General features: G+C 68.3%; 26 protein-coding genes, 1 tRNA gene and 1 pseudogene. 14 read left to right on the top strand and 14 right to left on the bottom strand.

What is annotated here, in order from left to right; translation table 11 throughout:
- Positions 1-108: 108 nt before the first annotated feature.
- The 3 genes from KAG51_RS08930 to KAG51_RS08920 all read right to left on the bottom strand — a co-directional run bounded on the left by KAG51_RS08930 (position 109) and on the right by KAG51_RS08920 (position 1819).
- Positions 109-591, bottom strand: a complete 483-nt coding sequence (locus KAG51_RS08930) for a peroxiredoxin (RefSeq protein WP_290582778.1) — start codon at positions 589-591, stop codon at positions 109-111.
- A gap of 141 nt (positions 592-732) precedes the next feature.
- Complete coding sequence (locus tag KAG51_RS08925; protein WP_290582776.1) at positions 733-1236, bottom strand: PaaI family thioesterase; 504 nt, start codon at positions 1234-1236, stop codon at positions 733-735.
- Positions 1229-1819: a TetR/AcrR family transcriptional regulator gene (locus KAG51_RS08920; RefSeq protein WP_290582774.1), complete on the bottom strand. Its 591-nt coding sequence runs from the start codon at positions 1817-1819 to the stop codon at positions 1229-1231. Before KAG51_RS08920 ends, KAG51_RS08925 begins: the two co-directional genes overlap by 8 nt.
- Before the next feature lie 128 nt (positions 1820-1947).
- Here KAG51_RS08920 and KAG51_RS08915 point away from each other — a divergent pair, with 128 nt between their 5' ends.
- Positions 1948-2691 carry an SDR family NAD(P)-dependent oxidoreductase gene (locus KAG51_RS08915; protein ID WP_290582772.1) on the top strand — a complete coding sequence of 248 codons (744 nt, stop codon included), beginning with the start codon at positions 1948-1950 and terminating at the stop codon, positions 2689-2691.
- A 430-nt stretch (positions 2692-3121) separates the two neighbouring features.
- Here KAG51_RS08915 and KAG51_RS08910 read toward each other — a convergent pair whose 3' ends face one another.
- From KAG51_RS08910 to KAG51_RS08895, 4 genes are all read right to left on the bottom strand, one after another.
- On the bottom strand, positions 3122-5485 hold the full coding sequence (locus tag KAG51_RS08910) for an MMPL family transporter (protein WP_290582771.1): 2364 nt from the start codon (positions 5483-5485) through the stop codon (positions 3122-3124).
- 38 nt (positions 5486-5523) lie between these two features.
- Positions 5524-6129, bottom strand: a complete 606-nt coding sequence (locus tag KAG51_RS08905) for a TetR/AcrR family transcriptional regulator (protein WP_290582769.1) — start codon at positions 6127-6129, stop codon at positions 5524-5526.
- Positions 6130-6214: 85 nt separating this feature from the next.
- Positions 6215-6691: an SRPBCC family protein gene (locus KAG51_RS08900; RefSeq protein WP_290582767.1), complete on the bottom strand. Its 477-nt coding sequence runs from the start codon at positions 6689-6691 to the stop codon at positions 6215-6217.
- Positions 6692-6743: 52 nt separating this feature from the next.
- The gene (locus tag KAG51_RS08895; protein WP_290582765.1) at positions 6744-7658 is read right to left on the bottom strand and encodes a DICT sensory domain-containing protein; all 915 of its coding nucleotides are present in this window, start codon (positions 7656-7658) and stop codon (positions 6744-6746) included.
- A 69-nt stretch (positions 7659-7727) separates the two neighbouring features.
- On the opposite strand from KAG51_RS08895, the gene KAG51_RS08890 reads away from it, so the two are divergent.
- The 10 genes from KAG51_RS08890 to idi all read left to right on the top strand — a co-directional run bounded on the left by KAG51_RS08890 (position 7728) and on the right by idi (position 16264).
- Complete coding sequence (locus tag KAG51_RS08890; RefSeq protein WP_290582763.1) at positions 7728-8771, top strand: polyprenyl synthetase family protein; 1044 nt, start codon at positions 7728-7730, stop codon at positions 8769-8771.
- Entirely contained in the window at positions 8768-9652 is an 885-nt protein-coding gene (locus KAG51_RS08885; protein ID WP_290582762.1) for a squalene/phytoene synthase family protein, read from the top strand. The genes KAG51_RS08890 and KAG51_RS08885 overlap by 4 nt, the downstream gene beginning before the upstream one ends.
- A 130-nt stretch (positions 9653-9782) precedes the next feature.
- A complete protein-coding gene (gene crtI / locus KAG51_RS08880; RefSeq protein WP_290582760.1) occupies positions 9783-11384 on the top strand; it encodes a phytoene desaturase family protein in 1602 nt (533 codons plus the stop codon).
- 10 nt (positions 11385-11394) lie between these two features.
- Positions 11395-11730: a lycopene cyclase domain-containing protein gene (locus tag KAG51_RS08875; protein ID WP_290582758.1), complete on the top strand. Its 336-nt coding sequence runs from the start codon at positions 11395-11397 to the stop codon at positions 11728-11730.
- Entirely contained in the window at positions 11727-12095 is a 369-nt protein-coding gene (locus KAG51_RS08870; RefSeq protein ID WP_290582756.1) for a lycopene cyclase domain-containing protein, read from the top strand. The genes KAG51_RS08875 and KAG51_RS08870 overlap by 4 nt, the downstream gene beginning before the upstream one ends.
- Positions 12092-13486 (top strand): cytochrome P450, encoded by a 1395-nt coding sequence (locus KAG51_RS08865; protein ID WP_290582754.1) that lies wholly within the window; start codon positions 12092-12094, stop codon positions 13484-13486. Before KAG51_RS08870 ends, KAG51_RS08865 begins: the two co-directional genes overlap by 4 nt.
- Entirely contained in the window at positions 13479-14630 is a 1152-nt protein-coding gene (locus tag KAG51_RS08860; RefSeq protein ID WP_290582751.1) for a glycosyltransferase, read from the top strand. The genes KAG51_RS08865 and KAG51_RS08860 overlap by 8 nt, the downstream gene beginning before the upstream one ends.
- Entirely contained in the window at positions 14630-15130 is a 501-nt protein-coding gene (locus tag KAG51_RS08855) for a hypothetical protein (RefSeq protein ID WP_290582750.1), read from the top strand. Before KAG51_RS08860 ends, KAG51_RS08855 begins: the two co-directional genes overlap by 1 nt.
- A 91-nt stretch (positions 15131-15221) precedes the next feature.
- Complete coding sequence (locus KAG51_RS08850; protein WP_290582748.1) at positions 15222-15650, top strand: hypothetical protein; 429 nt, start codon at positions 15222-15224, stop codon at positions 15648-15650.
- On the top strand, positions 15647-16264 hold the full coding sequence (idi, locus tag KAG51_RS08845; protein ID WP_290582746.1) for an isopentenyl-diphosphate Delta-isomerase: 618 nt from the start codon (positions 15647-15649) through the stop codon (positions 16262-16264). Before KAG51_RS08850 ends, idi begins: the two co-directional genes overlap by 4 nt.
- A 561-nt stretch (positions 16265-16825) precedes the next feature.
- Here idi and KAG51_RS14035 read toward each other — a convergent pair.
- Positions 16826-16954, bottom strand: coding sequence for a TetR family transcriptional regulator (locus tag KAG51_RS14035; RefSeq protein ID WP_363316154.1), 129 nt, complete (start codon positions 16952-16954; stop codon positions 16826-16828).
- A 91-nt stretch (positions 16955-17045) separates the two neighbouring features.
- Positions 17046-17366 (bottom strand): SRPBCC family protein, encoded by a 321-nt coding sequence (locus tag KAG51_RS08840; RefSeq protein WP_290582986.1) that lies wholly within the window; start codon positions 17364-17366, stop codon positions 17046-17048.
- Positions 17367-18081: 715 nt separating this feature from the next.
- Here KAG51_RS08840 and KAG51_RS08835 point away from each other — a divergent pair.
- The gene (locus tag KAG51_RS08835; RefSeq protein WP_290582744.1) at positions 18082-18936 is read left to right on the top strand and encodes a hypothetical protein; all 855 of its coding nucleotides are present in this window, start codon (positions 18082-18084) and stop codon (positions 18934-18936) included.
- A gap of 88 nt (positions 18937-19024) precedes the next feature.
- Positions 19025-20086 carry a hypothetical protein gene (locus tag KAG51_RS08830; protein ID WP_290582742.1) on the top strand — a complete coding sequence of 354 codons (1062 nt, stop codon included), beginning with the start codon at positions 19025-19027 and terminating at the stop codon, positions 20084-20086.
- A 209-nt stretch (positions 20087-20295) separates the two neighbouring features.
- On the opposite strand, the gene KAG51_RS14030 is transcribed toward KAG51_RS08830, so the two are convergent.
- The 5 genes and pseudogenes from KAG51_RS14030 to KAG51_RS08810 form a co-directional block, all read right to left on the bottom strand.
- The gene (locus KAG51_RS14030; protein WP_363316157.1) at positions 20296-20571 is read right to left on the bottom strand and encodes a hypothetical protein; all 276 of its coding nucleotides are present in this window, start codon (positions 20569-20571) and stop codon (positions 20296-20298) included.
- A gap of 36 nt (positions 20572-20607) precedes the next feature.
- Positions 20608-20796 (bottom strand): annotated as a pseudogene (locus tag KAG51_RS14025) (HNH endonuclease family protein); the annotation flags it as partial.
- Between the two features lie 7 nt (positions 20797-20803).
- Positions 20804-21799, bottom strand: a complete 996-nt coding sequence (locus KAG51_RS08820; RefSeq protein WP_290582740.1) for an IS481 family transposase — start codon at positions 21797-21799, stop codon at positions 20804-20806.
- A gap of 118 nt (positions 21800-21917) precedes the next feature.
- Positions 21918-22148 (bottom strand): helix-turn-helix domain-containing protein, encoded by a 231-nt coding sequence (locus KAG51_RS08815; RefSeq protein WP_290582738.1) that lies wholly within the window; start codon positions 22146-22148, stop codon positions 21918-21920.
- A gap of 183 nt (positions 22149-22331) precedes the next feature.
- Positions 22332-22405 (bottom strand) — tRNA-Met (locus tag KAG51_RS08810).
- Positions 22406-22474: 69 nt separating this feature from the next.
- On the opposite strand from KAG51_RS08810, the gene KAG51_RS08805 reads away from it, so the two are divergent.
- On the top strand, positions 22475-23740 hold the full coding sequence (locus KAG51_RS08805) for a serine/threonine-protein kinase (RefSeq protein ID WP_290582736.1): 1266 nt from the start codon (positions 22475-22477) through the stop codon (positions 23738-23740).
- Position 23741: the final 1 nt, after the last annotated feature.

The raw sequence follows: 23741 nt of genomic DNA, 5'->3' as shown, positions 1-23741 counted from the left end.
GTCTCTCGCCGGCGCTGGCGAGCCGGCAGCGGGAGCGGGCATCGCATGGTCGAAGGTTGATCTGAGCCAGTCGTGCCCATGACTCCCCCAGGCCCGGCCGTCACGGCGTTAGGAGGCTGCGTGGCGCAACGCTGCGAGTGCTCGATCCGCGTGTGCGTCCATCCGCAGTTCGCTGTGGACCACGGTCATGATGTGCCGATCAGGCGCGATGACGCACGTCGAGCGGCGCATCGGCAGGAGTCGGGCGGGGGCGCCGGTTCGGGCTACGCCGTACTTGCGGCAGACCTCTCCGGTCACATCCGCCAGCAGGGGGTAGCCCAGGTGGTTGGCCTCGTCGAACTGACGCTGGCGCTCCACGGAGTCCTGGCTGACGCCCACCAGGCTGGCACCGAGTTCGGCGAACTCTGCGCCGAGGTCGCGGAAGTGGAAGCTCTGTGCGGTACAGCCCGGACTCATTGCCGCCGGGTAGAAGAACATGACGAGGGCACCGTGACCGAGCAGCCCGGTCAGGCTGACTCGGTCTCCCGTCTGGTCGGGTAGCTCGAAGTCCGGTGCCAGTTCACCCACCGAGAGCAGGCCCGTTGCCGCCATTGCGCACCTCCATCATGAGTGAACAGATTGTGGTCGGCCTTCCCGACCTTGCGCCGCCACAGTGCGGTGCTGTCTGTGTGGCGTGCTCGGACATCGAGTGATTGCCGGAGCGCCTGCGTCGCCGTGCCTGTGGCCCTGTCGTCATTCGTCATCGATTCTTCCGGTCATGTCCCGGTGGAAGTGGTCCACACCGACGGTGACGAAGGTGGCTGTCGACGTTGCCACTTGTGCGCCGTTCGCCCCAGCGAGGGTGGCGGTGACGAACAGCCTGCGCCCTTCACGGCCGGTCACGGCTGCCTCCAGTGAGTAAGGCGTGCCGATCAGCGCCGGCGAGAGATACTCGACACTCAGCTGCCGGGTTACCGCGGGCTCGCCCGCCAGGTACAGGAGGAAGCCGAACAGGTCGTCAAAGACGGTCGCGACTGCTCCCCCGTGCACGATGCCTGGCGCGCCCTCATGACGATCGTCGAAGACGTGCTGCGCGACGACGCCTTCACCTCGGCGAGAGACGCGCAGGTGATGACCGTGGGGATTGTCGGGCCCGCATCCGAGGCATTGGCCATGGTGTGCGGGCAGAAGCGCGCCGTCGGGGTGCGGGCCGAACTTCTGCTCCCACGTCGCCAACAAAGCTTGGATGTCAACCACGAGGGTGCCCGGTCAGACGTCGCGTCCAGGCCGACAGAGCCTCGATCTCATGTGCCCGTTGATGAGGGATCAGCAGGCCGCTGACCCCGCGGCCAAGGAGCAGGTCGAGGGTCAAGCGAATCTCCACGGGATCGTCGGTGACGTAGGTGCGGCAGATCTCGGCAAGCTCGGCGTTGACGCGGTCTTCCGCCGGCACCAGCTCCTCCCGCAGGGTGGGGTCAGCACGGGCGGCCACCCACAACTCGAGCGACGCTGCATACAACGGTCCCGACAAGGCTTCCGCCAGAAGTCCCAGAGCAGCCTCCGGCCCCGCAGGCATCGCGTCGCCCTTCGCGCCCAGCTGCGACAGCTGCTCGCGCACGGCCCCCAGACGGAGGTGGGCCAGGTGCTCCACGGCGGCGACCACCAACTGATCACGACTACCGAAGTGGTGCAGCTGCGCTCCACGCGAGAAGCCAGCCCGATCCGCAACCGCTGCGCTGGTGGTCCCGGCGTAGCCGACCTCGGCCAGACAGGCCACGGTGGCGTCCAGCAGCGCTCGGCGGGTGGAGGCTGAGCGTTCCTCTTGCGTCTTCGTCTTCACAGGCACGACACTGGAGCATACATGCACGCACGTATGTATCGAAGGCTTGGGGCCGAGTGCCACTCCGCGCCGGCACTCGCTTTCACGATTACGGAGCACACACGATGGCAGGCAGACTGCAAGGGAAGGTGGCGTTCATCACCGGCACGGGCGGCGGCCAAGGCCGCGCGGCAGCGCTCCTCTTCGCGCACGAGGGGGCGCGCGTGGTGGGTGCTGACGTCAAGCAAGAGGGGGGCGACGAGACCGTCGAGCTGGTCGACGCCGCCGGTGGCGATTCAGTCTTCCGCGTGGTGGACCTCGCCGAGGGGGACGAGGTGAAGAGCTGGCTCGACTGGGGAATCGACCGCTATGGCCAGATCGACATCCTGTACAACAACGCCTCCGCGCCAAAGTTCGCCCCGGTGGAGCACATGACCTGGGACGTGTGGCAGTTCACGATCCGTAACGAGCTCGACCTGATCTACGGGGCATGCCATCACGCCTTCCCGCTTCTCAAGACTCGCGGCGGCGCGATCGTCAACACCGCGTCCACCGCCGGACTCATCGGCTTCGAGTCTCTCGGCGACTTCGCGCATGCGGCGACCAAAGGGGGCGTGATCGCGCTTATCCGCCAGCTGGCGGCGGAGGGTGCGGCGTTCGGTGTCCGCGCCAACAGCATCTCGCCCGGCTTGGTCGCCACTCCCGCGACGGCGCCCATGATGGAGGCTCCGGAGTTCCAGGACACGATGGCAGACCTGCTCCAGAAGCACATGATCAAGCGGGCTGGCACAGCAGACGACATCGCCTACGGAGCCCTCTACCTGGCATCGGATGAAGCTTCTTGGGTGACCGGTGCGAACCTGGTCATCGACGGCGGGCTCACCGCATGGTGACTCGCCTACCAGCGCGCGCCTGGTGACGAGCGGCATCTCGCCCGAGCGAGGCCTCCGTTGGTCGCGACTCGTGCTTCACTGGGCGACAGCGGCGGTGGGACAGGGCCCTGGCGCACCGCTGTAGGCGCCAGTCTCCAGAACCGCGGGACTGGCGCTGCACAAGCAGCGCCTGCGCGGGCACCACCGAGCGCAGTCCCCGGTCGCGACTGGCCTCACTCCTGCGGGTGAGTGCCTTCGCGGGCCCCCCGCCGTGGTTGACCGCGATCAAGCCTGTCCGTCGCGCGTCGCCCGCTCGCCTCGGTCCGGAGGTAGGCACTGGTGTTGAATGCCGCCACTCGTTCGACAGCGGAGTAACGCGACGACCAGCCATGCCTCGAGAACGGGGCTGCTTACGCCCACGAACGTTGCGCCCGCCCTTTGCTCCTGCCTGCTACCTCGTGCCAACCGTCTCAGAGCGCCGTCCCTCATCATCGTGCTCGTGCCGCTCGAGCATCTGCAGCAGGCGGTCGCCTTCGACGTCGAGGTCGGGCAGGATCCGGTCCAACCAGCGAGGCAGCCACCAGGCCCTGTCGCCGAAGACCGCCATCAGCGCCGGCGTCAAGGTGATGCGCACCAGGAACGCGTCGATGAGAATGCCCACCGCGAGGGCGAACCCGATCTGCTTGATCATCACGTCGTCGGTGAAGATGAACCCGGCGAAGACGGACACCATGATCACCGCGGCCGCGACGACTACCCGGCTCGCCTGGTCGAAGCCGTGCACGACGCTGGCTTGGCCGTGGTAGCCGTGCACGTAGGACTCGCGCATCGAGGAGACCAGGAACACCTGGTAGTCCATCGCCAGGCCGTACAGGATCCCGGTGACGATGACGGGGATGAAGCTCATCAACGGTCCGCCGGTGTCGACGCCGACCAGCCAACCGAACCAGCCCCAGGAGAAGACGGCGGTGGTCACGCCGAAGGTGGCCAGGATGCTGAGCAGGAACCCGAGCGTGGCCTGGACCGGCACGACGATGGACCGGAAGACCACCAGCAGGATCAGCAGCGAGAGGGCGACGATGAGGGCGAGATAGACCGGCACGACCTCGGCCAGCCGGTCGGACATGTCGATGCCGATCGCGGTGAAGCCGGTGACGCCCACCACGACGTCGTAGTCCTGGGCGATGGACGAGGACGGGGCGCGCAGGGTCTCGACGAGGTCGGCCGTGGCATCGTCGTCTGGACCGGAGGTGGGGATGACGCTCAGCACGGAGATCGCACCGTCAGGGCTGGTGCCGACCGGCACCGCGGCCACGATGTCGTCACGTTGCTGCAGCTGCTGGGTGACCTCACCGAGGGTTTGCGGGCTGACGGCAGTGCCCTGGGCGGACTCGACGGTCACGAGCAGGGGCCCGTTGAATCCCTCACCGAAGCCTCGGGTGACGGCCTCGTAGCTCTGCCGGGCGGCGGTATCGGTGTTCGCCGTGGCGCCGGTCGGGAGACCGAGATCCAAGCTGGCCGCAGGCACGGCACCCACCCCGAGTACGGCGACGACGCCGAGGACCACCGGCCAGCGGAAGCGCAGCACGGCCTTCACCCAGTGGTCGGCCACGGTGTGGGTTCCCTCTTTCTGCTTGGCGTGTCCCTTCTGCCGCGCCTTGGTGGAGACGATCCGCTCGCCAATGAGTCCGAGCAGCGCCGGGAGCAGGGTCAGCGCGATCAGGACGGCCAGCAGCACGGTGCCTGCGGCTACGAGAGCCATCGTGGTGAGCAACGTGATCCCGATGACGGTCAGCGCGACCAGAGCCACGATCACGGTCAGTCCGGCGAACAGCACGGCGCTGCCCGCGGTACCGACCGCGCGGCCGGCTGCTTCACGCGCCTCCAGCCGCTGGTCGATGATCAAGCGTCGTTGCCGGTTGACCACGAACAGCGCGTAGTCGATGCCCACCGCCAGACCCACCATCAGTGCCAGCACCGGGGTGGCGTTGTTCATCTCGACCGAGGTCGACAGCGCGAACGCGGAGCCGACGCCGATTCCGACGCCGACCAAAGCGGTGATCAAGGGCAGCCCCGCGGCGACGAGCGAGCCAAGGGTGAGCACCAACACCACGGCCGCGACCCCCAGGCCGACGACCTCGGCAGCACCGACCGGGATCTCGATCGCTTTCAGTGAGTCGCTCGGCAGCACGCGAAGGCCGGCTCCCCCGTTCTCGGCGTCCTCGACGACCTCGAGCACCGCGGACACCTCTTCGTCGGTCAGCGACGTCGAGGGCACGGTGAACTGGAACTGGAACAGAGCCACGGGCGCCTGGGTTGAGACCAGCACACCCGGTACAGGGGTGCCGTCGACGACGAGCGGCTGGTAGGGCGGCGGCTCTGCTCCTGGTTGTTCTGGGTTCGTCTGACCCGCGTCCGGAGCCTCCGGACCTGCGTCGGGCTGGTCCTGGCCAGAGGCACCCGGCTGCGCCTGGGCGTCGACCAGGTCGGCTGGATTGACCACCTGCTCCAGGGCGTAGACGTCCTGCACGGTCTGCGCGATGGTGGCGAGCCGTTGCGGCGTGTCCAGCTGTTCGCCCTCGGGAACGGTGAAGACCACGCTGGCCTGACCGCCAGATGCCTCGGGCAGTTCTTCCACGACGCGGTCGAGGACCTGCTGGGCCTCGGTGTTGTCAATCTTCATCTCGGAGGTGACCTTGACCCCGTTGACCACCAAGGCGCCGCCGACCGCGACAAGGACCAGCGCCCAGCCGAGGATCACCGGCCAAGGCTTGCCGTAGATGCCGCGACCGAGGCGGTACAAGAACGTGGACATGCAGGTCTCTCCTCTGGAGGAAGGGGGTGGATCCGGGATCAGAAACCGGTGCGCAGGTGGTTGAAGGCCACGTCGAGGAACTGGTCGAAGTCGATCGAATCAGGACTTACGTCGACGTCCCCGGGAAGACGGACATCCACCGACCCTTCCAGCGCGGCCGAGACCATGCCGTAGAGCGCGCTGAAGAGAAGTGGCACATAGGTCTGGCCGTATCGGTCGCCCGCCACCGATCGCACTCGCTGCTCAGCCTCCAGCCGCATCTGGTACTGCACAGCAAGCACGTGCGGTTGTAACGAGGGGAACCTGTCAGCCAGCCTGATGACCTCGCGCATGCGCGAGAGGCTCTCGGTCGTGAGCTGCAGCTGGAGCACCGCCTGGATCGCGTCGAGCAAGGGAACGTCCTCCGAGACGTCCTCCAGCGCGTCACCCGCTGCGGTGATGCCTGGGTAGGTCACCGCCGCCACGGCCGCCTCCTTGCACGAGAAGTGATTGGCAAACGTACGGCGCGAATACCCCGCCAGCTCTGCCACGTCATCGATCACGAAGCCGTCGAGCCCGCGCGTCCTGGTCAGCACGAAAGCAGCCTCGGCGAGGGCCTGTGCGGTCGCCTCACGTTTCAGCTCGCGCAGTCCCGTTCGCGTCATGTCATCAGCGTGGCAGTTCAGTGCCCAAAAGGCAAAACAGCACATTGGGAACCCAATCGGGGCGCTGCGCGTCCAGATGAGGCGTTCACCGGGGCTCGACCTCGGCAGCCAGCCCGCGCACGAAAGCCTTGAGCATCCGCGTCAGGACCTGGCGCATGGCAGCTTGAACAACGGCAGAGCCTGAGCGTGGCAGAGGGAGGCGTGCCGTCACGGTCATGGTGAAGTCCAGCAGCGTCGACCGATTCCCCTGGACAGGCGAGAGATCGAAACGGCCGTCGGCTCCAGCTACCTCCGGGCGGTCGCCTGGCAGATGGGTGAAGGTGAGGCAGCGCGGCGAGATCCGCCGCATCCGCTCGGTCATCACCGCCCCAATGGTGCCTCCGGGCCAGGCAATGCCCGCGATCTCCCATCGCCAATGATCCTCGTCAAGAACGGTGATGGCGCGAAGGAACGGGGTGTGACGCACCCAGACGTCGGGCTGGAGCAGCACGCTCCAGACGTCATCGATCTCCTGATCGATGACGATCTCCTCGCGACGGGTGACGCTGAAGCTGTTCAGCATGGGGATACTCGCTCTCTCGTGCGGGGACCGAGGCTGCGATCTGCCCGGGTCCTCAGGCCCCTGCCGGGCCGGCGTCGGGCCTCGAGGCGGACTCGCGTCGTCCCAGCGTCCGGTCGAGATATCCGATCACCCGGTCGAACAGTTCTCCCGCGCGGCGCAGGTCCTCGGAGGCGGGCGCAGGGTCGTCGAAGGGAATGAGGTCACTCAACGATCTCTGTCCGGGGAGGTGGTCGTCCGCGAGCGCCGCTGCCACCCGTGCCGCACTGCGCACGACGGCAGGGTCGGCGGACCAGACCATCTCGAAGGTGCGACCCCCGTCCGGGCGTGGGCGGCTCGCTGGCAGCTCCACAGCGATCAGCAGCGCCGGCAGATCCTCCGCATCGCAGATGACGAACCACTCCCTTCTCAGAGGCGATGCCGCAGGCGTGGGGATCTCCATGAGGGCACTAGGCGCCTCGTTCCGTCGGCTCGCCGATGCAACATCGACGAACGCGACCGTCACCTGGGAGGTTCGCGCCAACTCGTTCCACCGGATGCGCGAGGCGCGCAGAAACTCAGATGTCTGGAACCCCCCGAACAGCCGCGGAAGCGCCGCCCGCGCACAGCACTCGTCCTCGATCGCATGGCTCACAGCGGTGAGCGCAGCTTTCGACATCACCCGAGGCGTGAGTTCGGGATGCAGCCGACGCACCTGGGCGAACACGGAGCTGCCGTGACCCGAATCGATGGCAACTCGCCGGACTGCGGCAGCGAGGCCCAGGCCGGCACTGCGGTGCCGCTTCACCTGAAGGACGTCCTCGACGTCACCCTCGGAGAACCGACGATGACGCCCGGCCTCCCGGGCTGCCGACGGGAAGCCGTAGCGCTGCTCCCAGCTTCGCAAGGTGGCGACCGGTACGTCGGTGCGCGCGGACAGCTCACCGATGCTCAGGCTGTGGACCACACCGTCCGACATCAACCGATCCATTCATGATGCGTAGATTGAGTTGTCACTCTTGCATAGATTACTGTCAGACCTCCCGAGGAAAGAGACGCCATGCAGAACCGATCGACGGATGAGGCGCTGGCACGGCTGCTGGGCGCCGGTCGGGCTCGAGCCGAGTTCGTGGGTCCCGAGCAGGTCGCCTTGTGGGACTCACTGCGGTCCGCGACGGAGGGCGGCAGACGGTTCCGCCCGTACCTCCTGATGTCGACCCACGACGCGTTGGGTGGACACCAGGAGGCGGCGGCCGCCGAGGTGGGCGCCGCACTTGAGCTGCTCCACACGGCTTTCGTCATCCACGACGACCTCATCGACGGCGACGTGATGCGCCGGGGTCGACTGAACGTGAACGGTACGTTCGCCCAGACGGCGCTTTCCCTGCATCTGAACTCCGAGGACGCCGACCACTACGGCCGCACCGCAGCCATCCTCGCCGGCGACCTCGCATTGGCCACCGCGATCCGGGCGGTCGCCGTCTGTGGCGCACCCGCACCGGTGGTGCGTCAGCTCCTCGACCTCTTCGACGTCGGCCTGCACACCTCCGCCGCCGGCGAACTGGCCGACGTTCGACTCTCCCTGCATCACGCACGCGCGAGCCTTCAGGAAAGTCTGGCGATGGAGGAGCAGAAGACCGGCGCATACTCCTTCAGCCTTCCTCTGCAGGCTGGGGCACTGCTTGCTGGCGCCGACGAGGACACGGTCGAGCGGCTGGGGCAGGCCGGGCGTCTGGTTGGCATCGCCTTTCAACTCAAGGACGACCTCATCGGTGTCTTCGGTGATCCCGAGGTGTCCGGCAAGAGCGCGACCGGCGACCTTCGCACCAACAAGCAGACGCCGCTCATCGTCCACGCTCGATCAACGCCGACGTGGGCAGACCTGTCGCGCTATGTGGGTCGAGAACTCGACAGCGATGAGTTGCAACGCGCCCGGGACCTTCTGATTGCAAGCGGATCCAGACGTTTCGTCGAGCACCTCGTCGGCGAGTACGTGCAAGACGCGCGGTCGCTCCTGGACGAGGTCGGGCTCCCCACGCACATGCTCGTCGAGGCGCTCGCACAACCCGACGCGCTCACCGGCGGCCCGGGAGCCGCTGCATGACCCCGTGTCGGCGTCGAGATCGGATCGGCAATGTCTACGACGGTGTCGCCGAGAGCAGCGCCGCCGTGGTGATCCGCCAGTATTCCAGTTCCTTCGGGCTCGCCTCGCGGCTGCTGGCACAACCAGTTCGTAGCCAGGTCCGAAACGTCTACGCGCTCGTCCGGGTTGCCGACGAGATCGTCGACAACCCCGACCCCGGTCTCAGTCGAGCCGCCCGAGAGCGCATGCTCGACTGGCTACAGCAAGACGTGAACCACTCTCTCGACGTCGGCTACAGCGGGAACGTGGTCGTCCATGCGTTCGCCCGAACGGCTGTGTCCGTGGGAATTCGTGAGGATCTCGTGACCCCCTTCTTCGACTCAATGCGGATGGACCTGCGCCTCAGCGAGCACACCACAGCATCCTTCGGAACCTACGTGTACGGCTCGGCCGAGGTCGTAGGCCTGATGTGCCTTCGGGCGTTTCTCGCGGCACCGGACGGACCATCGGATCCGGCGGCAGCCTACGACCGGTTGTCGAACGGCGCGCGGCGGCTTGGAGCCGCATTCCAGAAGCTGAACTTCCTGCGGGATCTGGCCGAGGACCACGACCTGCTCGGGCGCGCCTACTTTCCCGGTCTCGACGTCGCCACCTTTTCTGAACGCGACCGTGATCGTCTTCTCGACGACCTCGACGGAGACCTCGTAGCCGCCGCAGCTGCGATCGAGCAGTTACCTCCGAGCAGTCGCCGGGCCGTGGTCGCGGCGCATGGAACCTTCACTGAGCTGTCCACCCGCCTGCGAAGCACACCCCCGTCGGAGATCCGTCGATCCCGGGTGCGTGTGCCGGATGGAGTCAAACTTCGAATCGTCGCGGGTGCGCTCTGGATGGGACACAAGTGAATTCCTCGTTCCCGGATCGGAGTCCTGTGTCTGCATCAACGCCACGGAGCAGCATCCTCGGCGTTGCATTGTTGCGGTTCCCCCGGGGATGCGGCCTGCAGCGCACCGACGCGAACTGCGGAGATCGCGCGTGAAGATCGGGCTGCGCGGCCGTCGAGTGACCTCGCCCCGGACTGGGTCCTCGCTCGAGGTCGTCGTCATCGGTGGCGGCATCGCGGGACTGGCCACGGCGGCCCTGCTTGCGGCGCACGGCCACCGCGTCGAACTGCTGGAGAAGAACGATGAGCTCGGGGGTCGGGTCGGCAGCATCGAGCGCGACGGCTTCCGCTTCGACACCGGCGCTTCGTGGTACCTCATGCCCGAGGTGTTCGACCACTTCTTCGCGCTGCTCGGCACGACCGCCGAGTCCGAGCTCGACCTGGTCACGCTCGACCCGAGCTACCGGGTCTTCTTCGAGCGCCACGGCGACCCCGTCGACGTCCGTCCCGACGTCGCGCACAACCGCGCACTGTTCGAGCGGCTGGAGCCGGGCGCCGGCGAACGCTTCGACGCCTACCTCGCCTCGGCGGGCGAGACGTACGACGTGGCGCTGCGAAGGTTCCTCTACAGCAACTTCGACTCCCCCTCCGCCTTCCTCCACCCCGACATCGTGAGGCGCGCGCCAACGCTGGCGCGTTTGCTGACGCGGTCACTCGAACAGCACGTGGCGTCTCGCTTCGAGGACGAGCGGATCCGGCAGGTGCTGGGCTACCCGGCGGTCTTCCTCGGCTCCTCACCGAACAGGGCCCCGAGCATGTACCACCTGATGAGCAGGCTCGACCTCGGCGATCGCGTGCTCTACCCGCAGGGCGGCTTCACCCGACTCATCGAAGTGATCGCAAACCTTGCTGAGAAGCACGGTGCTCGCCTTCGTACCGGCGCACCGGTCACCCGGGTCCTCGCGGCGGAGCGGGACGGGAGGATGGTCGTCACCGGAGTCGAGCACGGTGGTCCCAAGGGGCCGCGCACGGTCATGGCCGACGTGGTCGTCGGTGCGGCCGACCTCCACCACCTCGAGACCGCGCTGCTGCCACGCGAACTGCAGACCCATCCAGAATCCGCCTGGCGCGACCGCTCCCCCGGACCCGGCGCGGTGCTCGCGATGCTGGGCGTCGATGGTCGACTGCCCCAGCTCCCGCACCACTCGCTGTTCTTCACCTCCGACTGGGAGGCCAACTTCGGCGACATCTTCGGCACACACGCCCGGGTGCCTGAACCCGCGTCGGTCTACGTCTGCAAGCCCTCGGCTACCGATCCCTCGGTGGCGCCCCCGGACTGCGAGAACCTCTTCGTCCTGGTCCCGGTGCCGGCCGACGTCTCGATCGGGTCGGGCGGTGAGGACCGGGAGGGATCGGCACAGGTCGAGCGCGCTGCGGACGCCGCCATCGACCAGATCGCGGCGTGGGCAGGCATCGCCGACCTGCGCGAGCGGATCCGGGTGCGCCACACGATCGGCCCGCAGGACTTCGCGACCCGCTACCACGCCTGGCGGGGCGGCGCCCTCGGCCTCGAGCACACCCTGCGGCAGAGCGCCTTCTTCCGGCCGGGCAACGCCTCCACCAAGGTCGACGGCCTTCTCTACGCCGGCGCGAGCACGGTGCCCGGCGTCGGCCTGCCGATGTGCCTGATCAGCGCCGAGCTCGTGCTCAAGCGGCTCGCCGGTGACCGCTCGGTGCTCCCGGTGAGCCGATGAGCGACGCCCCATGACCTGGACCCACTGGGCGTACGTCGCCATGCTTGCCTTCTGCCTCGCCGGCACACTGCCGCTAGTGCCTGCGTTCGGGCTTTCGGTGCTTCGACAACCGCGCAGGCTGTTGCTGACCATCGGGCTCGCCGGAACACCATTCCTGCTGTGGGACCTCTGCGCCACCCACGCCGGGCATTGGTGGTTCGACGAGGACCAGACCCTTCCGCCGCGCGTCGCCGGACTACCGCTGGAGGAGATCGGGTTCTTCGTCGTCATCCCGATCGTGTCCGTGCTCACCTTCGAGGCCGTAGCGGTCGCCCGCCGACGCGGCCTGCAAGGGGGTGGGCGATGAGCTACACGGCCCTCGCGATGCTCGCAGTGGCGCTCGCCGTCGTCCTCGACAGATGGGTCGCCGGGACACGCGTGACGAGCACCCGGGACTGGTGGTCGGCCTACGCGATCATCGTGTTCTTCCAACTGCTCACCAACGGCTGGCTGACCGGACGCCGTATCGTCCAGTACAACCCCGAGACGATCGTCGGCAACGACCGCGTGGTACGACTCGGCGAGGGTCGCATCCTGTACGCGCCCCTCGAGGACCTTCTCTTCGGCTTTGCCCTGGTCCTCACCTCGGTCGTCGCCTGGGTCTGGCTCGGGCAGCGGTCCCGTGAGCCCGAGCCACACCGGACCAGCGCCGAGGAGCGCGACTCCACGTGAGTATCACCACCACCCGCCTCCAGTCGATGCAGCCCACCGACATCGGCGTCGACGGACCGACACCCTTCGACATGGCGAAGGCCTTCCACTCGGTGCGCCGCGACCCGCTGTCCTTCCTCAGACGGGTATCGGAGCAGTACGGCGACCTGGTGGCGTTCCCGGTCCCCGGCCCGCCTGCCCTGCTGGTCAACGACCCTGACGACGTTCGGCATGTGCTGCAGGAGGCCAATCGCAACTGGGTCAAGAGGACCGTCCAGTACGGCGCCCTGGCGCGAGTCACCGGTCAGGGACTGCTCGCCTCGGCGGAGCCGGCCTGGATCGAGCACAGACGGCTGGCGGCGCCGGCCTTCCACCACCAGCGGCTCGAGGCGGTCAGCGACGAGGTTCGCATGGCTGCTGACCACGCCCTCGTGGAGGGTCTTGGGCACCTCCAACCGGGCGCGAGTGACGTCGTCGACGTCGCGGCGCTGACCCACCACGTCGGGCTGGGCGCCGTGGGTCGGGCGCTCTTCTCTGCCGACCTGTCCGGCCACGCCCAGCGGCTGCTCGATGCGACCAGCAACGCCGCCGGCCTCGTGGTCCGGCTCGGTCGGTCGGTCCTGCCGACGGCCGACTGGGCGCCGACGCCGACGAACATGCGGCTCCGGATGACGCGCCGCCGACTCGACGCGATCACCGCCGACCTCGTGGCCGAGAGACGTGCATACGGTCGAGGCGGCCCCGGGTCCGTGTACGGCGACGACCTGCTGGGTCTCCTCCTCGACAGCGGGCTGAGCGACGCGCAGGTCCGCGACGAGCTGGTCACCATGGTGATCGCGGGTCACGAGACGGTTGCCGCGGCGCTCGCCTGGACCCTCATGCTGCTCGCCGAACAACCGGACGTGCAGGACCGGGTGCGCGAGGAACTGGTCGAGCTCGGCCGCCCGGTCTCGATGCTCGACCACCGCAAGGCCGTTCCCTGGACGCGGGCCGTGGTCGACGAGGCGCTGCGACTCTACCCGCCGGCCTGGGCCATCTCGCGCCGCTCGGTGGGTCCCGACATGATCAGCGGCATCGACGTCCCGGCCGGGACGATGGCGATCATCAGCCCGTGGCTCGTGCACCGGCGGGCCGCGTCGTGGTCCGAGCCGCTCGCGTTCCGGCCCGAGCGATTCCTCGGCGCAGGAACTGGACGAACCGGCTACCTGCCATTCGGTCAAGGCCCACGGCTGTGCATCGGTCGTGAGTTCGCGATCGGCGAGATGGTGGTCGTGCTGAGCCGACTGCTCATGTGCAACCGCGTGTCCGTACCGTCCGATTGGACGCGGCCGCGGCCCGCGGCACTGGTGGCGGTGCACCCCCGCGGCGGAATGCCGCTGCTCCTCACCCGCCTCGGACCGGGCCGTGGCTAACCTCCTGGTCCTCATGCTGGTGACGGCTGCGACGGCCGTGCCGTGGTGGCTGCTGCGCGTCCCGCGCGAGCTGACGACCGAGCCCTCTTCGGTCGCCCCGCCGACAATCTCAGTCATCGTCCCCGCGCGCGACGAGGAGGCGACGCTGCCAGCGTTGCTGGCCTCGCTGGCCGCCTCCGCAGGCCCGGTCGCTGAGGTGGTGGTCGTCGACGACGGCTCGCGCGACCGGACAGCCGCGATCGGCCGGGCGGCGCGCGCCCGCGTGGTCCCGGCTGGCACGCCGCCAGCCGGGTGGACCGGCAAGGCGTGGGCCTGCCACACGGGTGCCTCGATCACCACCGGCGACGTCCTGCTCTTCCTCGACGCCGACACCGTGCTCGCCACCGATGCGCTTGGCGGGCTGCTGCGACTGCACGCCGCGCACGGCGGGCTGATCTCGGTGCAGCCGCACCACCGGGTGGTCCGCTGCTACGAGCATCTCTCAGCGGTCTTCAACGCCGTGGCGCTCCTCGCGAGCGGGGCCTTCACCGGGCGACCGTCCGCCCGCCCGATGGCGTTCGGCCCGTGTCTGTTGACCACCCGCACCGACTACCAGCGGGTCGGCGGCCACGCCACGGTCCGCGCAGAGATCCTCGACGACGTTAGCCTCGCGGTGGCGTACGACGACGCCGGTCTTCCCGTCACCTGCGCGCTCGGCGGGCAGGCTGTCACCATGCGCAGCTACCCCGGCGGCCTGGGGCAGCTGGTGTCGGGCTGGACGAAGAACATCGCCTCCGGTGCCGCCGCGTGCGGGCTGCGCGCTGCGCTCGCGACGGTGCTCTGGATCAGCGCACTCCACGCAGTCGTGGTCGGCACCGTCCTCTCCCTGACCGGGTCATCGCTCGCGGCCGGGGCGCCCCTGGTCTGGGTGGCCGGCTGGGTCGGCCTCGCGCTCGGGCTGCGCGGCGTGCTGCGGCATGCCGGCTCCTTCGCCTGGTGGACGTGGGCAGCCTTCCCGCTGCCGCTGCTGTTCTTCGATCTCGTCTTCGCGCGCTCGGCGGCGCTGACCGTCGTACGTCGCTCAGTGCTCTGGCGCGGCCGGCCCGTCGACCTGCGACGCGACGGCGCACCGTCGCCGGACGGGCCCTCGGGAGGGGTGGCCTGATGCTCCGCCTCGTCATGCCGCAGTGGCTCACGGTCGTCCTCGACGTCCTGGCCTGGGGCCTTTTCCATGCGGCCACCGGCTACGCCGCGCACCGGCTCCCGGCACGACGGCTCGCTCGCGACGGCTGGCTGATGCGGCCCCGACACTTCGAGGACGGCGGGCGGTTCTATCGCCGACGGCTCCGCATTCACCGATGGAAGGACCGACTGCCCGAGGCCGGCGCGCTGTTCGAGGGAGGCGTCAGCAAGCGCGAGCTGCCCTCCCGCGACGCCGCCGGGCTCGAGGTCTTCGTGCGCGAGACCCGCCGCGCCGAGCTCGGCCACTGGTGGGCGATGCTCTGCTCGCCGCTGTTCCTCCTGTGGAACCCGCCGCTCGCCTCGGCGCTGCTGGTCTCCTACGGAGTCTTGGTGAACATGCCGTTCATCATGATCCAACGCCACAACCGCTTCCGCACCCAGGCACTCCTCGCCCGCCTCCATCGCCGCGGGAGCCCGCGGTGACGACCGAGGCTCAGCGACGCACGGTTCACGCTCCGACCGCGGCGACCGAGGGAAGCCCACTGACTCGCGTCGCCGTCAACCCTGGTCGAGCTTGGACGTCCTCGTCGAGCGTGGCATGCGGTTGGAGGACGTGCTGGCCGACGTCCTCGCGCCCGATGCGCGCCTCAGGTCGTCCTACCGGCGTGAGGAAAGCCGGCCGCTGCGACAGCACGCCCGAGCCCGCTCCCCCGGCCGGACAGCCATCGAGGCAGGCGGGTACGTCGGTGCCGTCACCGGCGAGCGGATCTCCCTCGGGCCGCCGCATCGGTCCGTCGCCGGCCTCGCTGCCGGCCGCAGCGAGGGCGACCACCGCGTCGCGCGCCGGCCCACGCTGCGTCAGGAGCACCTCACCCGCGCCCTGCTGAGCTGCACGCGGCACGCACCCGTGCGCCGACCCCTCGTGCCCATTGCCCACCGCGTCCCGAGGCTCTTCAGCGTCACCGTCAACCAGCCCTCCCGACCGATCGAGGTACCGACATGACCACCGACCCCGAACGCCCTGGCATCGCGGCCCCCACCCAGTCAGAGGCCGTCGTGCTCCTCGACGATGACGGCCACGCCATCGGGATCATGGACAAGCGGTCGGTCCATCACGCCGACACCCCGCTGCACCTGGCATTCTCCTGCTACCTCTTCGACGACGACGGCCGTGTCCTGATCACGCGTCGGGCCCTGCACAAGCACACCTTCGCCGGCGTGTGGACCAACGCCTGCTGCGGCCACCCGGCGCCCGGGGAGGCCCTCGATGACGCCGTACGCCGACGCGTGCGGCAGGAACTGGCCGTCGAGATCGAGGATCTACGGCTGCTGCTGCCGGCGTTCCGCTACGTCGCCGAGCAGGACGGCGTCATGGAGAACGAGATGTGCCCGGTCTTCGCGGCCCGCGTCACCAACCCGGCGGCCGTGCAGCCCGACCCCGAGGAGGTCGCCGACGCGTGCTGGGAGTCCTGGCCAACTTTCCGCCACGCCGTCCTGTCCGGGTCGCGAGCGGTCTCTACCTGGTGCCGCGAGCAGATCCGGCAGCTCCCCGCCGACCCGGCCTCCGCGATCGCCGTCGCACGCGACGCCCTGCCGCCAGCCGCGCAGCATCCATGAGATCAGCAAGTCACGACAAGGCCAGTATCGCCGCCCCAGCCCGCGCCCCAAGCTCACGTCCATGCCAGATCGCATGACCCCGGCAACGCGGAGCTTGTGCTCGACGCGGGATGGTCTGAGAAGGTCCTCAACGATGCCGTCTCGGTGTACGCCCTCTTCAACTTCATGAACCGCCTTGTCCGCGGTCTCGGCGTGAACGCCGACGCAACTACCTCGAGGCGTCGGGCGCGGCTGGCCAACGGTGGCTACGGAGCTCAAACGAGCTCCGCGAGCTCACCGGACGGCGAGCAGCGCGACACAGATCTGATGACGCGGGCGAAGGTCAAGCCGACGTCGCGGTTCACCCCAGACGGCCGCGCCTGTGACCACGCCGGCCCAGCCTCCCAGAAACGTAGGTGAGGGACATTCACCCCTCTGCGTGCTGCTCCGTTAGGTTCAGACGCGGCAGCTCTGGAGTTCACCAGGCCCGGCTTCCGTGAGCATCTGGATCCGGCGGGCGTTCAGCGGCGCCAGGACGCGGTCGAGTACCGTCTCCGCCAGTGCCTGCCATCCCCCGAAGTGCTAGTAGATCGCGCCGGGATCGGCGTCCGCCTCCCGCATGATCGAGCGGAGCGAGCCGCCGTCAAAGCCACCGCCTGCAAACTCCCTCTCGGCCGCGTCCAGCAGTGCGTCAACGCCGAGGCTAGGCATCCTCGAGGATCCTCTTGAGTGCTGCGAGGTTTCTCGTGGCGGCACGTCGCATCGCGATCCGGACAAATGGCGCCATAAACCAGGAGAAGCCCTAAGGGGCACCTCGGTTCCGCAATGTAACTGCGGTCGAGCCGTCGGGCAGAGGCTCATAGCGATAGCTGGTCTCCATCGGGAAGGGGCCCTGGGCCGTACGCATCACGAGCGATACGGGCGTGTCCTCGATGACCTCGTAGGTGTAGCGGAGCTCCCTGCCGAGGAAGCGAGCTACGAAGGCGCCCTCGGTCCCGACCTGCAGGGGTAGCGGCGCCTTCCACGCCACGGCCGCGATGTTTGCATACCACTCCGGAGCCCGAGCGGGGTCGGTCATGTAGGCAGCCACCACTGCGGACGGCCGTTCGATGATCTCCGTCACAACAACGTCAACGGATCCCGCGGGCCAGGCATCAGTCACCCGGACGATGGTAGTCCGGTCAAGTGACTGAATGGCAAGACATGAGACCGACTGTAGTCTCCTGCAACAGCACAAGGTCGTCGCGATCGTCCGGGTGGGTGATCACCGGCCCACTACCACCACCCGATGCCAGCCTCAGCGGCTATGCAGTGGGCTCATTCGACAATCAAGCCGCATGCTGGCGATGCGCTTCCCCACGCGCAAGGCCTAGCAGACTTCGGACGCAGCCCCAGAGACAGCGCAGCGCGTACACAGCGGATCCCGACCACCGCGCTGTCAGGACTCGCTGCGGAAGCAACCGCGCCGAGGCGGTGCGCCGCCGAGCGGGCCCGCGCGCGAGACCCGCGCCCGGCTGAGGAGCCTCAACGCTGCCGCCGTCTACAGGCCGCGACGATGGCCTGTCGGTGGTCGAGTACACCCCGCAGCAAGGTCCGAGACGTGCTGGACTACTGGGCCGAGACGTCGTACTCGAGGTCCGATACCGGGCCTGTCGTACAGCCATCCGCGCCGAGCGATCCCGCCGACGCCTCGCGACGATGAAGGTCGCCGGCAGTGCGAAGGCGCCGTTGGGTGCCAGTACCGTGAGGGGGGTGAGGCCGCCTGCAGAGACCACCGCGACCGCCCGTACTGGCACCGTTGACGTGGGTGCGCTGGTGAGCTTTCGAGCGGCGAAGCCGTGACCTGGGCTGACACGAACATCCCGAGCCAGCGTCACGCTGGATCCGGAGCAACGGCGCTGCGCCGGGGCGCTTACGTCACCGGGTTCGTCGCTGCCGGGTTCGTCGGGCGCGCCACCATCGTCGACGACCAAGCCCTCGCCCTCATCTGGCCGGCCGCCGGCGTCGCGTTGTTGTGGTTCCTCGGCGGGCCTGAAGGGCGGTGGTCCTGGGCCGATGTTGCGCTCCTCGCCGCCGCGACGTTCACAGTCAACGGGCTCACGGGATCAACTCCTGCTGCCGCCGGGATCCTTGTCGTAGCCAACGTCGTGCAAGTGGTCACAATCGTTGCCCTAACCCACCGTTGGGCGCCTGAGCTTTCTGGCCGCGAGCAGCACCGCACCCTGGACAACCCCGCCACGCTGAGCCGTTTCATCCTTGCCATCAGCGCTGGCGCTGCGATCGGCACCGCCATCGGAGTCGCCGGACTCGCGGCAATCACCGGGTTCTTCTCGGTCGAGGCGACCCTGACGTGGTGGGGCCGCAACGTGTGCGGCGCCCTCGCCGTCGCAGCCACCGGGATCCTGCTGACACACCGAGTCCTCCAACACCGCGGCGGGCTCCCGTTGCGGCCGTACCCCACCGCGCGCCTGGCGGAGCTCGGCGCGCTCGCTGGGTCCAGCGCACACTTCACGACGTGCTGCGTGATGACGTCGAACCGCACCCGGCGCCCGACACGGTTCGGCTGTTGGCCAGCCAGAACGGCAGCACCCGCTTCGTTCCGCAGCCTCCCTACGCAGAGGATCCGCTGCTGCGAGACACCTTCGATAAGCAGCGCCCGCTGCTTTCCGCCGAGGCCGGACTCACCAAGCTGACTCGGTACCTGTCCCTGACCAGGCTCGACGACGCTGTAAGACCTCAGCGCTGCCGTTCGGGGAGCACCACGATTCGACTTACGACGAAGTGGCCAAGCGCATCCAAGGCATCAAGCCGTATCTGTTCGCCCTGGTGCGGGCGGAGAACTCAAGTGCCGAGAACCGCGTTCGGCCCGCTCTGAGAAGCCTCGAACTGGTTGTTTGCGATCAGCTGCAGCTGAAGTATGACTACGACGGCACAGAGGTGACTCGCGACGACGCCGTCTGCTTCATCGCTAGCCGTCAAGAGAAGCGCGGGCGGCGCACGGTCAACGTCGGTACGGCCTACCTCGAACTCGACCCCACGTCGGGCCAGCCACACTGGTTCCCGCTCGGTCGGCAGCTTGCTCAGTTCCTGAACGTCCCCACGTTGTCGGATGCCTTCACCATGTTGCTCACGGCTGCCCCGGAGGACCGCAAGCGCATGATGGCCGATCGACAGATCCAGGACAGCGATGTCGCTGAGGCGCGCAAGCTCCTGCGGATCACCGCCGACGAAGATGAGGAACTGAGCAACGTCCTCGACAGCTTGGTCCCTGAGCCAGATGACGAAGACCAACGAGAGCCCGCCGAAGTTGCTGCGCTCAATCAAGCTGCCGCCGCGTCGGTCACCGCTAAAGTCACCGGCATTGACGACGAGCCGTCCAAAGGCTTCCACGTCGATGCCGGGTACCGCGGTGACCGCCGCAACGTCGCCGACCCGCTGCGTCGCTTGGGCTTCTTCGTTGAGAACCTCAATAGCGAGACCGAGAGCCCGGTGCACGCGGAGCTATCCGACATCCAGAGGTGGATGAGAGCATTCTCCGGACCGACAGATCAGTGGTCGGTGCGCAAGGCCCGTCGCGAACAAGCGATCCTGAGGGGTGCGCTGGGAATCGGTACCGGCGATGCTTCTCGTCTCCACGCTTGCGGCCTCTGCGAGCGGGATGTTCCGGAGATCCTGGTCGTCGCAGCGCATATCAAGCCCCGTCACCATGCAGTGATGCCGAGCGCCTCGACATCCCCCACATTGCGTTCCCCGCCTGTTTGCTCGGCTGCGACGCACTCTTTGAGCAGGGCTATATCGCTGTGGATTCGGATGGACGGGTGCTCGCCGCCGCCGACGCGCTGACGTTCGTGCAACATCACGGCAAGCGAGCACCCGCCTGGAACCGCAACCGCGAGGTGTACTTCGCGTGGCACCGCGCGAACCGCTTCCGGGCCCGCAACCACGACCCTGACCCGCGGCGCTAACGGACCACCTCGCTAGCGGACGCCAGGACCGGCCGGATCAAGCTCGCCAACGAGCCCACTCAAGCGCTCTGCGGCGACGGCGTCCTTCTACGGTTCGACCGGCGCGTCCAGGTCATCCCCCAGGCTGTCCTCGTCGACGTCGCCATCCTCCTCATCGGCCACCTGCACAACCGGGTCAGTGGCCGACTCCGACCATGTAAGCCCCAGCCAGTCCTTCAGGCGCAAGTACACGAGCCGGAGCAATACCTCGGCCCGGTCGTCCATAAAGACTGGATCCCATTCCGCATCCCGCTGGCCCAACGCGCGGAGATGTGGCATGTACCGGGACAGCGCTGCTAGATCCTCTGTGCTCTGGGCGAACACGATCCCAGAATTGGTGAGAACCGTCTTCGCCTCATCTGCGCTTGGCGCGCCGAGGGCCGAGTACAGCACCTTCTTCTCGGTCCACGGGCGCGAACTAAGAGAAGCGTTTGCAGCCCCGGGCGCGAGGACCAGATTGCCAAGGCGGTGGACAATCTCCTTGTCGCTGTAAAAGTCGGAGTTCCACCCGCTCGTCTCCTGCTGAGGTGCGATGTGCTCGAGGGCCAGGTGTGTCTCATCTGTGATGTCCAGGCAGGTTGTTGATCCTGCTGATGGGTGGGCCGCCGATGGCGGAGTGGGTCCGGTGGTGATTGTAGGAGTGGATCCAGGCTGGCAGGGCTGAGCGGCGTTCGTTCTCGTTGGAGTAGAAGCGGGCGTAGGCCCAGCCGTCGGCGAGGGTGCGGTGGAAGCGTTCGATCTTGCCGTTGGTCTGGGGCCGGTAAGGCCGGGTCTTCTTCGGGACGATCCCGAGCTCGTTGCAGGCCTCGCGCCAGCGGTGAGAGCGATAGCAGCTGCCGTTGTCGGACAGCACTCGTTCGACGGTGACGCCGTGGTCAGCGAACCAGGCCACGGCCCGGCGCAGGACTCCGATCGCGGTGACGGCCTTCTCATCGGTGCAGATCTCGACGTAGGCGACGCGAGAGTGGTCATCGATGACGGTGTGCACGAATGCGGTTCCGATGACTGGCCGGTAGGTCGGGCTCCGCTCACCGGTTCTGGTCGCGGTGGCAATCGCGTTGGCTCGTCCTCGCTGGCGGCCGACGAAGCGGTGCCCGCCTCCGTGGGGGATGTTCGCGAACTTGGTGACGTCGACGTGGATCATCGCCCCCGGGTGCGGGTGCTCGTAACGGCGGATCGGCTCGCCGGTGACCCGGTCGATGTGACTAAGCCGGTTGAGCCGGCAACGCACCAGGACGGCGTGAACGGTGGACGGTGCGACCCCGAGTTGACCACCGATCTGCACCGGACCAAGCCGTCGTCGCCATCGCAGCGCGACGATCCGCCGCTTCACCACCTCGGGCGTGCGATGCGGACACGTCCGCGGTCGGCTCGAGCGGTCGAGCATCCCGGCGGGCCCCTCGGACCGGAACCTCGCGGCCCACTTGCGGGCGGTCGGCACCGAGACCATGAACATCTTGGCCGCCGCCGTGGGTGACCAGCCGTCCTCGACGATCAGTCTCGCGAGCCTCAACCGGGCGCGAGGAGTCAGAGCAGCGTTAGCGTGGGACACGAAGGCCTCCTGGTGCGTGAAGCGGTTCCTAGACAGCTCCACTCTCACCACAGGAGGCCTTCACCCGTCACCCAGGTCGACAATAACGTCCCTGGACATCACACCTAGCCATGAGCCATCACGCCCCGTCGGGCACATGGCCGGGCTCCCGCTCGCGCTGACTGGCGAGCCAGTCGTGCACGTCGCTGACGAAGTAGCGCAATTGTCGACCGACGTGGATGGCGCATGGCCCCTTGCCAGCGAGGCGCCAGTCGTACAGCGTCCTGACCGGCACGTGGAGGTACTCCGAGAGTTCCTCGATGCTCATCAGCGGCTCGAGTCCGCTCAACGTGGGCGTGGTGGTCTCCATGCACCCTAGGTGCGCGGCCGGGTCCGCACAGGACCGCACCTACCGCTTCGACTCCGCAGCGCCTTCGTTTCCGAGGCTCCGGGGAGGTTCGTGGATCGGGTTCTTGGACCGTAAGTGGTACCTGGATCAAATCTCTAAATGCTTTCAGGCTCGGAATCCGTAGATTCCGAGCCTGAAAATTTGTAGCGGGGGCAGGATTTGAACCTGCGACCTCTGGGTTATGAGCCCAGCGAGCTACCGAGCTGCTCCACCCCGCGTCGCCTGCCCCACTTTACAGACCGGTGACGGGAGAGCCAAATCGGGGTGCCTCCGTTACCGTCAGGCGGGTGATCGCAGATCGGTACGAGCTCGACGAAGAGATTGGCCGCGGCGGAATGGGCGCGGTGTGGCGCGGCCGTGACACCCGCCTCGGACGAACCGTCGCGCTCAAGCGCCTCGGCGAGGTCGGCACGGCCGACGGGCCCGGACGCGAGCGCGCACACCGCGAGGCGCTCCTGGCCGCCCAGCTGAACCACGCCAACATCGTCTCGGTGCACGACCTCGTCGAGGACGACGAGGGGTGGACCTGGCTCGTCATGGAGCACGTCCCCGGCATCACGTTGTCGCAGGCCATCGCCCAGGGCTCGTTGCAGACCGAGGCGATCGCCCGCATCGGTCGGCAGGTCGCCGAGGCGCTCGCCGCGGCGCACGCTGCCGGCATCTCCCACCGCGACGTCAAGCCGTCGAACATCCTGCTGACCGAGGACGGCACCGCCAAGCTCTCCGACTTCGGCATCGCTCGCGGCGAGAACGATGCGTCGGTCACGCGCACGGGTCAGGTCACGGGCTCCCCGGCGTACCTGCCGCCGGAGGTCGCCCGCGGCAAGAGCGGCGGTCCGGCCGGCGACATGTGGTCGCTCGGCGCGACCCTGTTCCACGCCGCGAGCGGTCACACGCCGTACGCCGGCGAGGGCGACGGGGTCGCAGTGCTGTTCCGCATCGTCCACGAGCCGGCCCCCCGGCTCACCGGGCGTGGGGAGCTGGCAACGGTCGTCGCCGACCTCATGAACCACGACCCCGAGCAGCGGCCCGACGCCGCCAGCACCGCGGTGGCCCTGGCGGTCATCGCCGGCGAGTCCCGATCCGAGGCGACGCAGGCCATCGGACCGCTGGCCGGAGCGCCCGAGCCCGATGCCCAGGCGACCTCGGTCATCGCCGCGGCCGCAGCGGTGCCCGACAGCCCCACGGCCGCCTACGCCGCCGTGCAGCCGGACCCACCGAACCGCACGCCGTGGATCGTCGCCGGGATCGTCGCCGTCGCGGCCCTGGTGCTGCTCGGGGTGCTGGCCCTCGGCCTGGGCCGGGACGACGCCGGTACGCCGGAGGACGAGCCCTCCACCCCCGCGCCGAGCGAGTCCACCTCCCCGACCCCGTCCACGATCCCCACGCCGACCCCCTCGCAGACGCCGAGCCCGACCCCCACCCCGACGCCGACTCCGTCCGCGACCCCCTCCTCCACACCGACGCCGACGCCAGCGCCCACGACGACCGCCCCAGACCCGGACCCGCCGCCGAGCGAGCCAACAGTCCCGTCCCTCCTTCCGGCGCCCTGAC

The sequence above is a fragment of the Aeromicrobium sp. genome (assembly GCF_023146395.1).
Lineage (GTDB): Bacteria > Actinomycetota > Actinomycetes > Propionibacteriales > Nocardioidaceae > Aeromicrobium.
The sequence above is the reverse complement of the archived record's forward strand: the minus strand, read 5'-3'. Positions and strand labels throughout refer to the sequence as shown.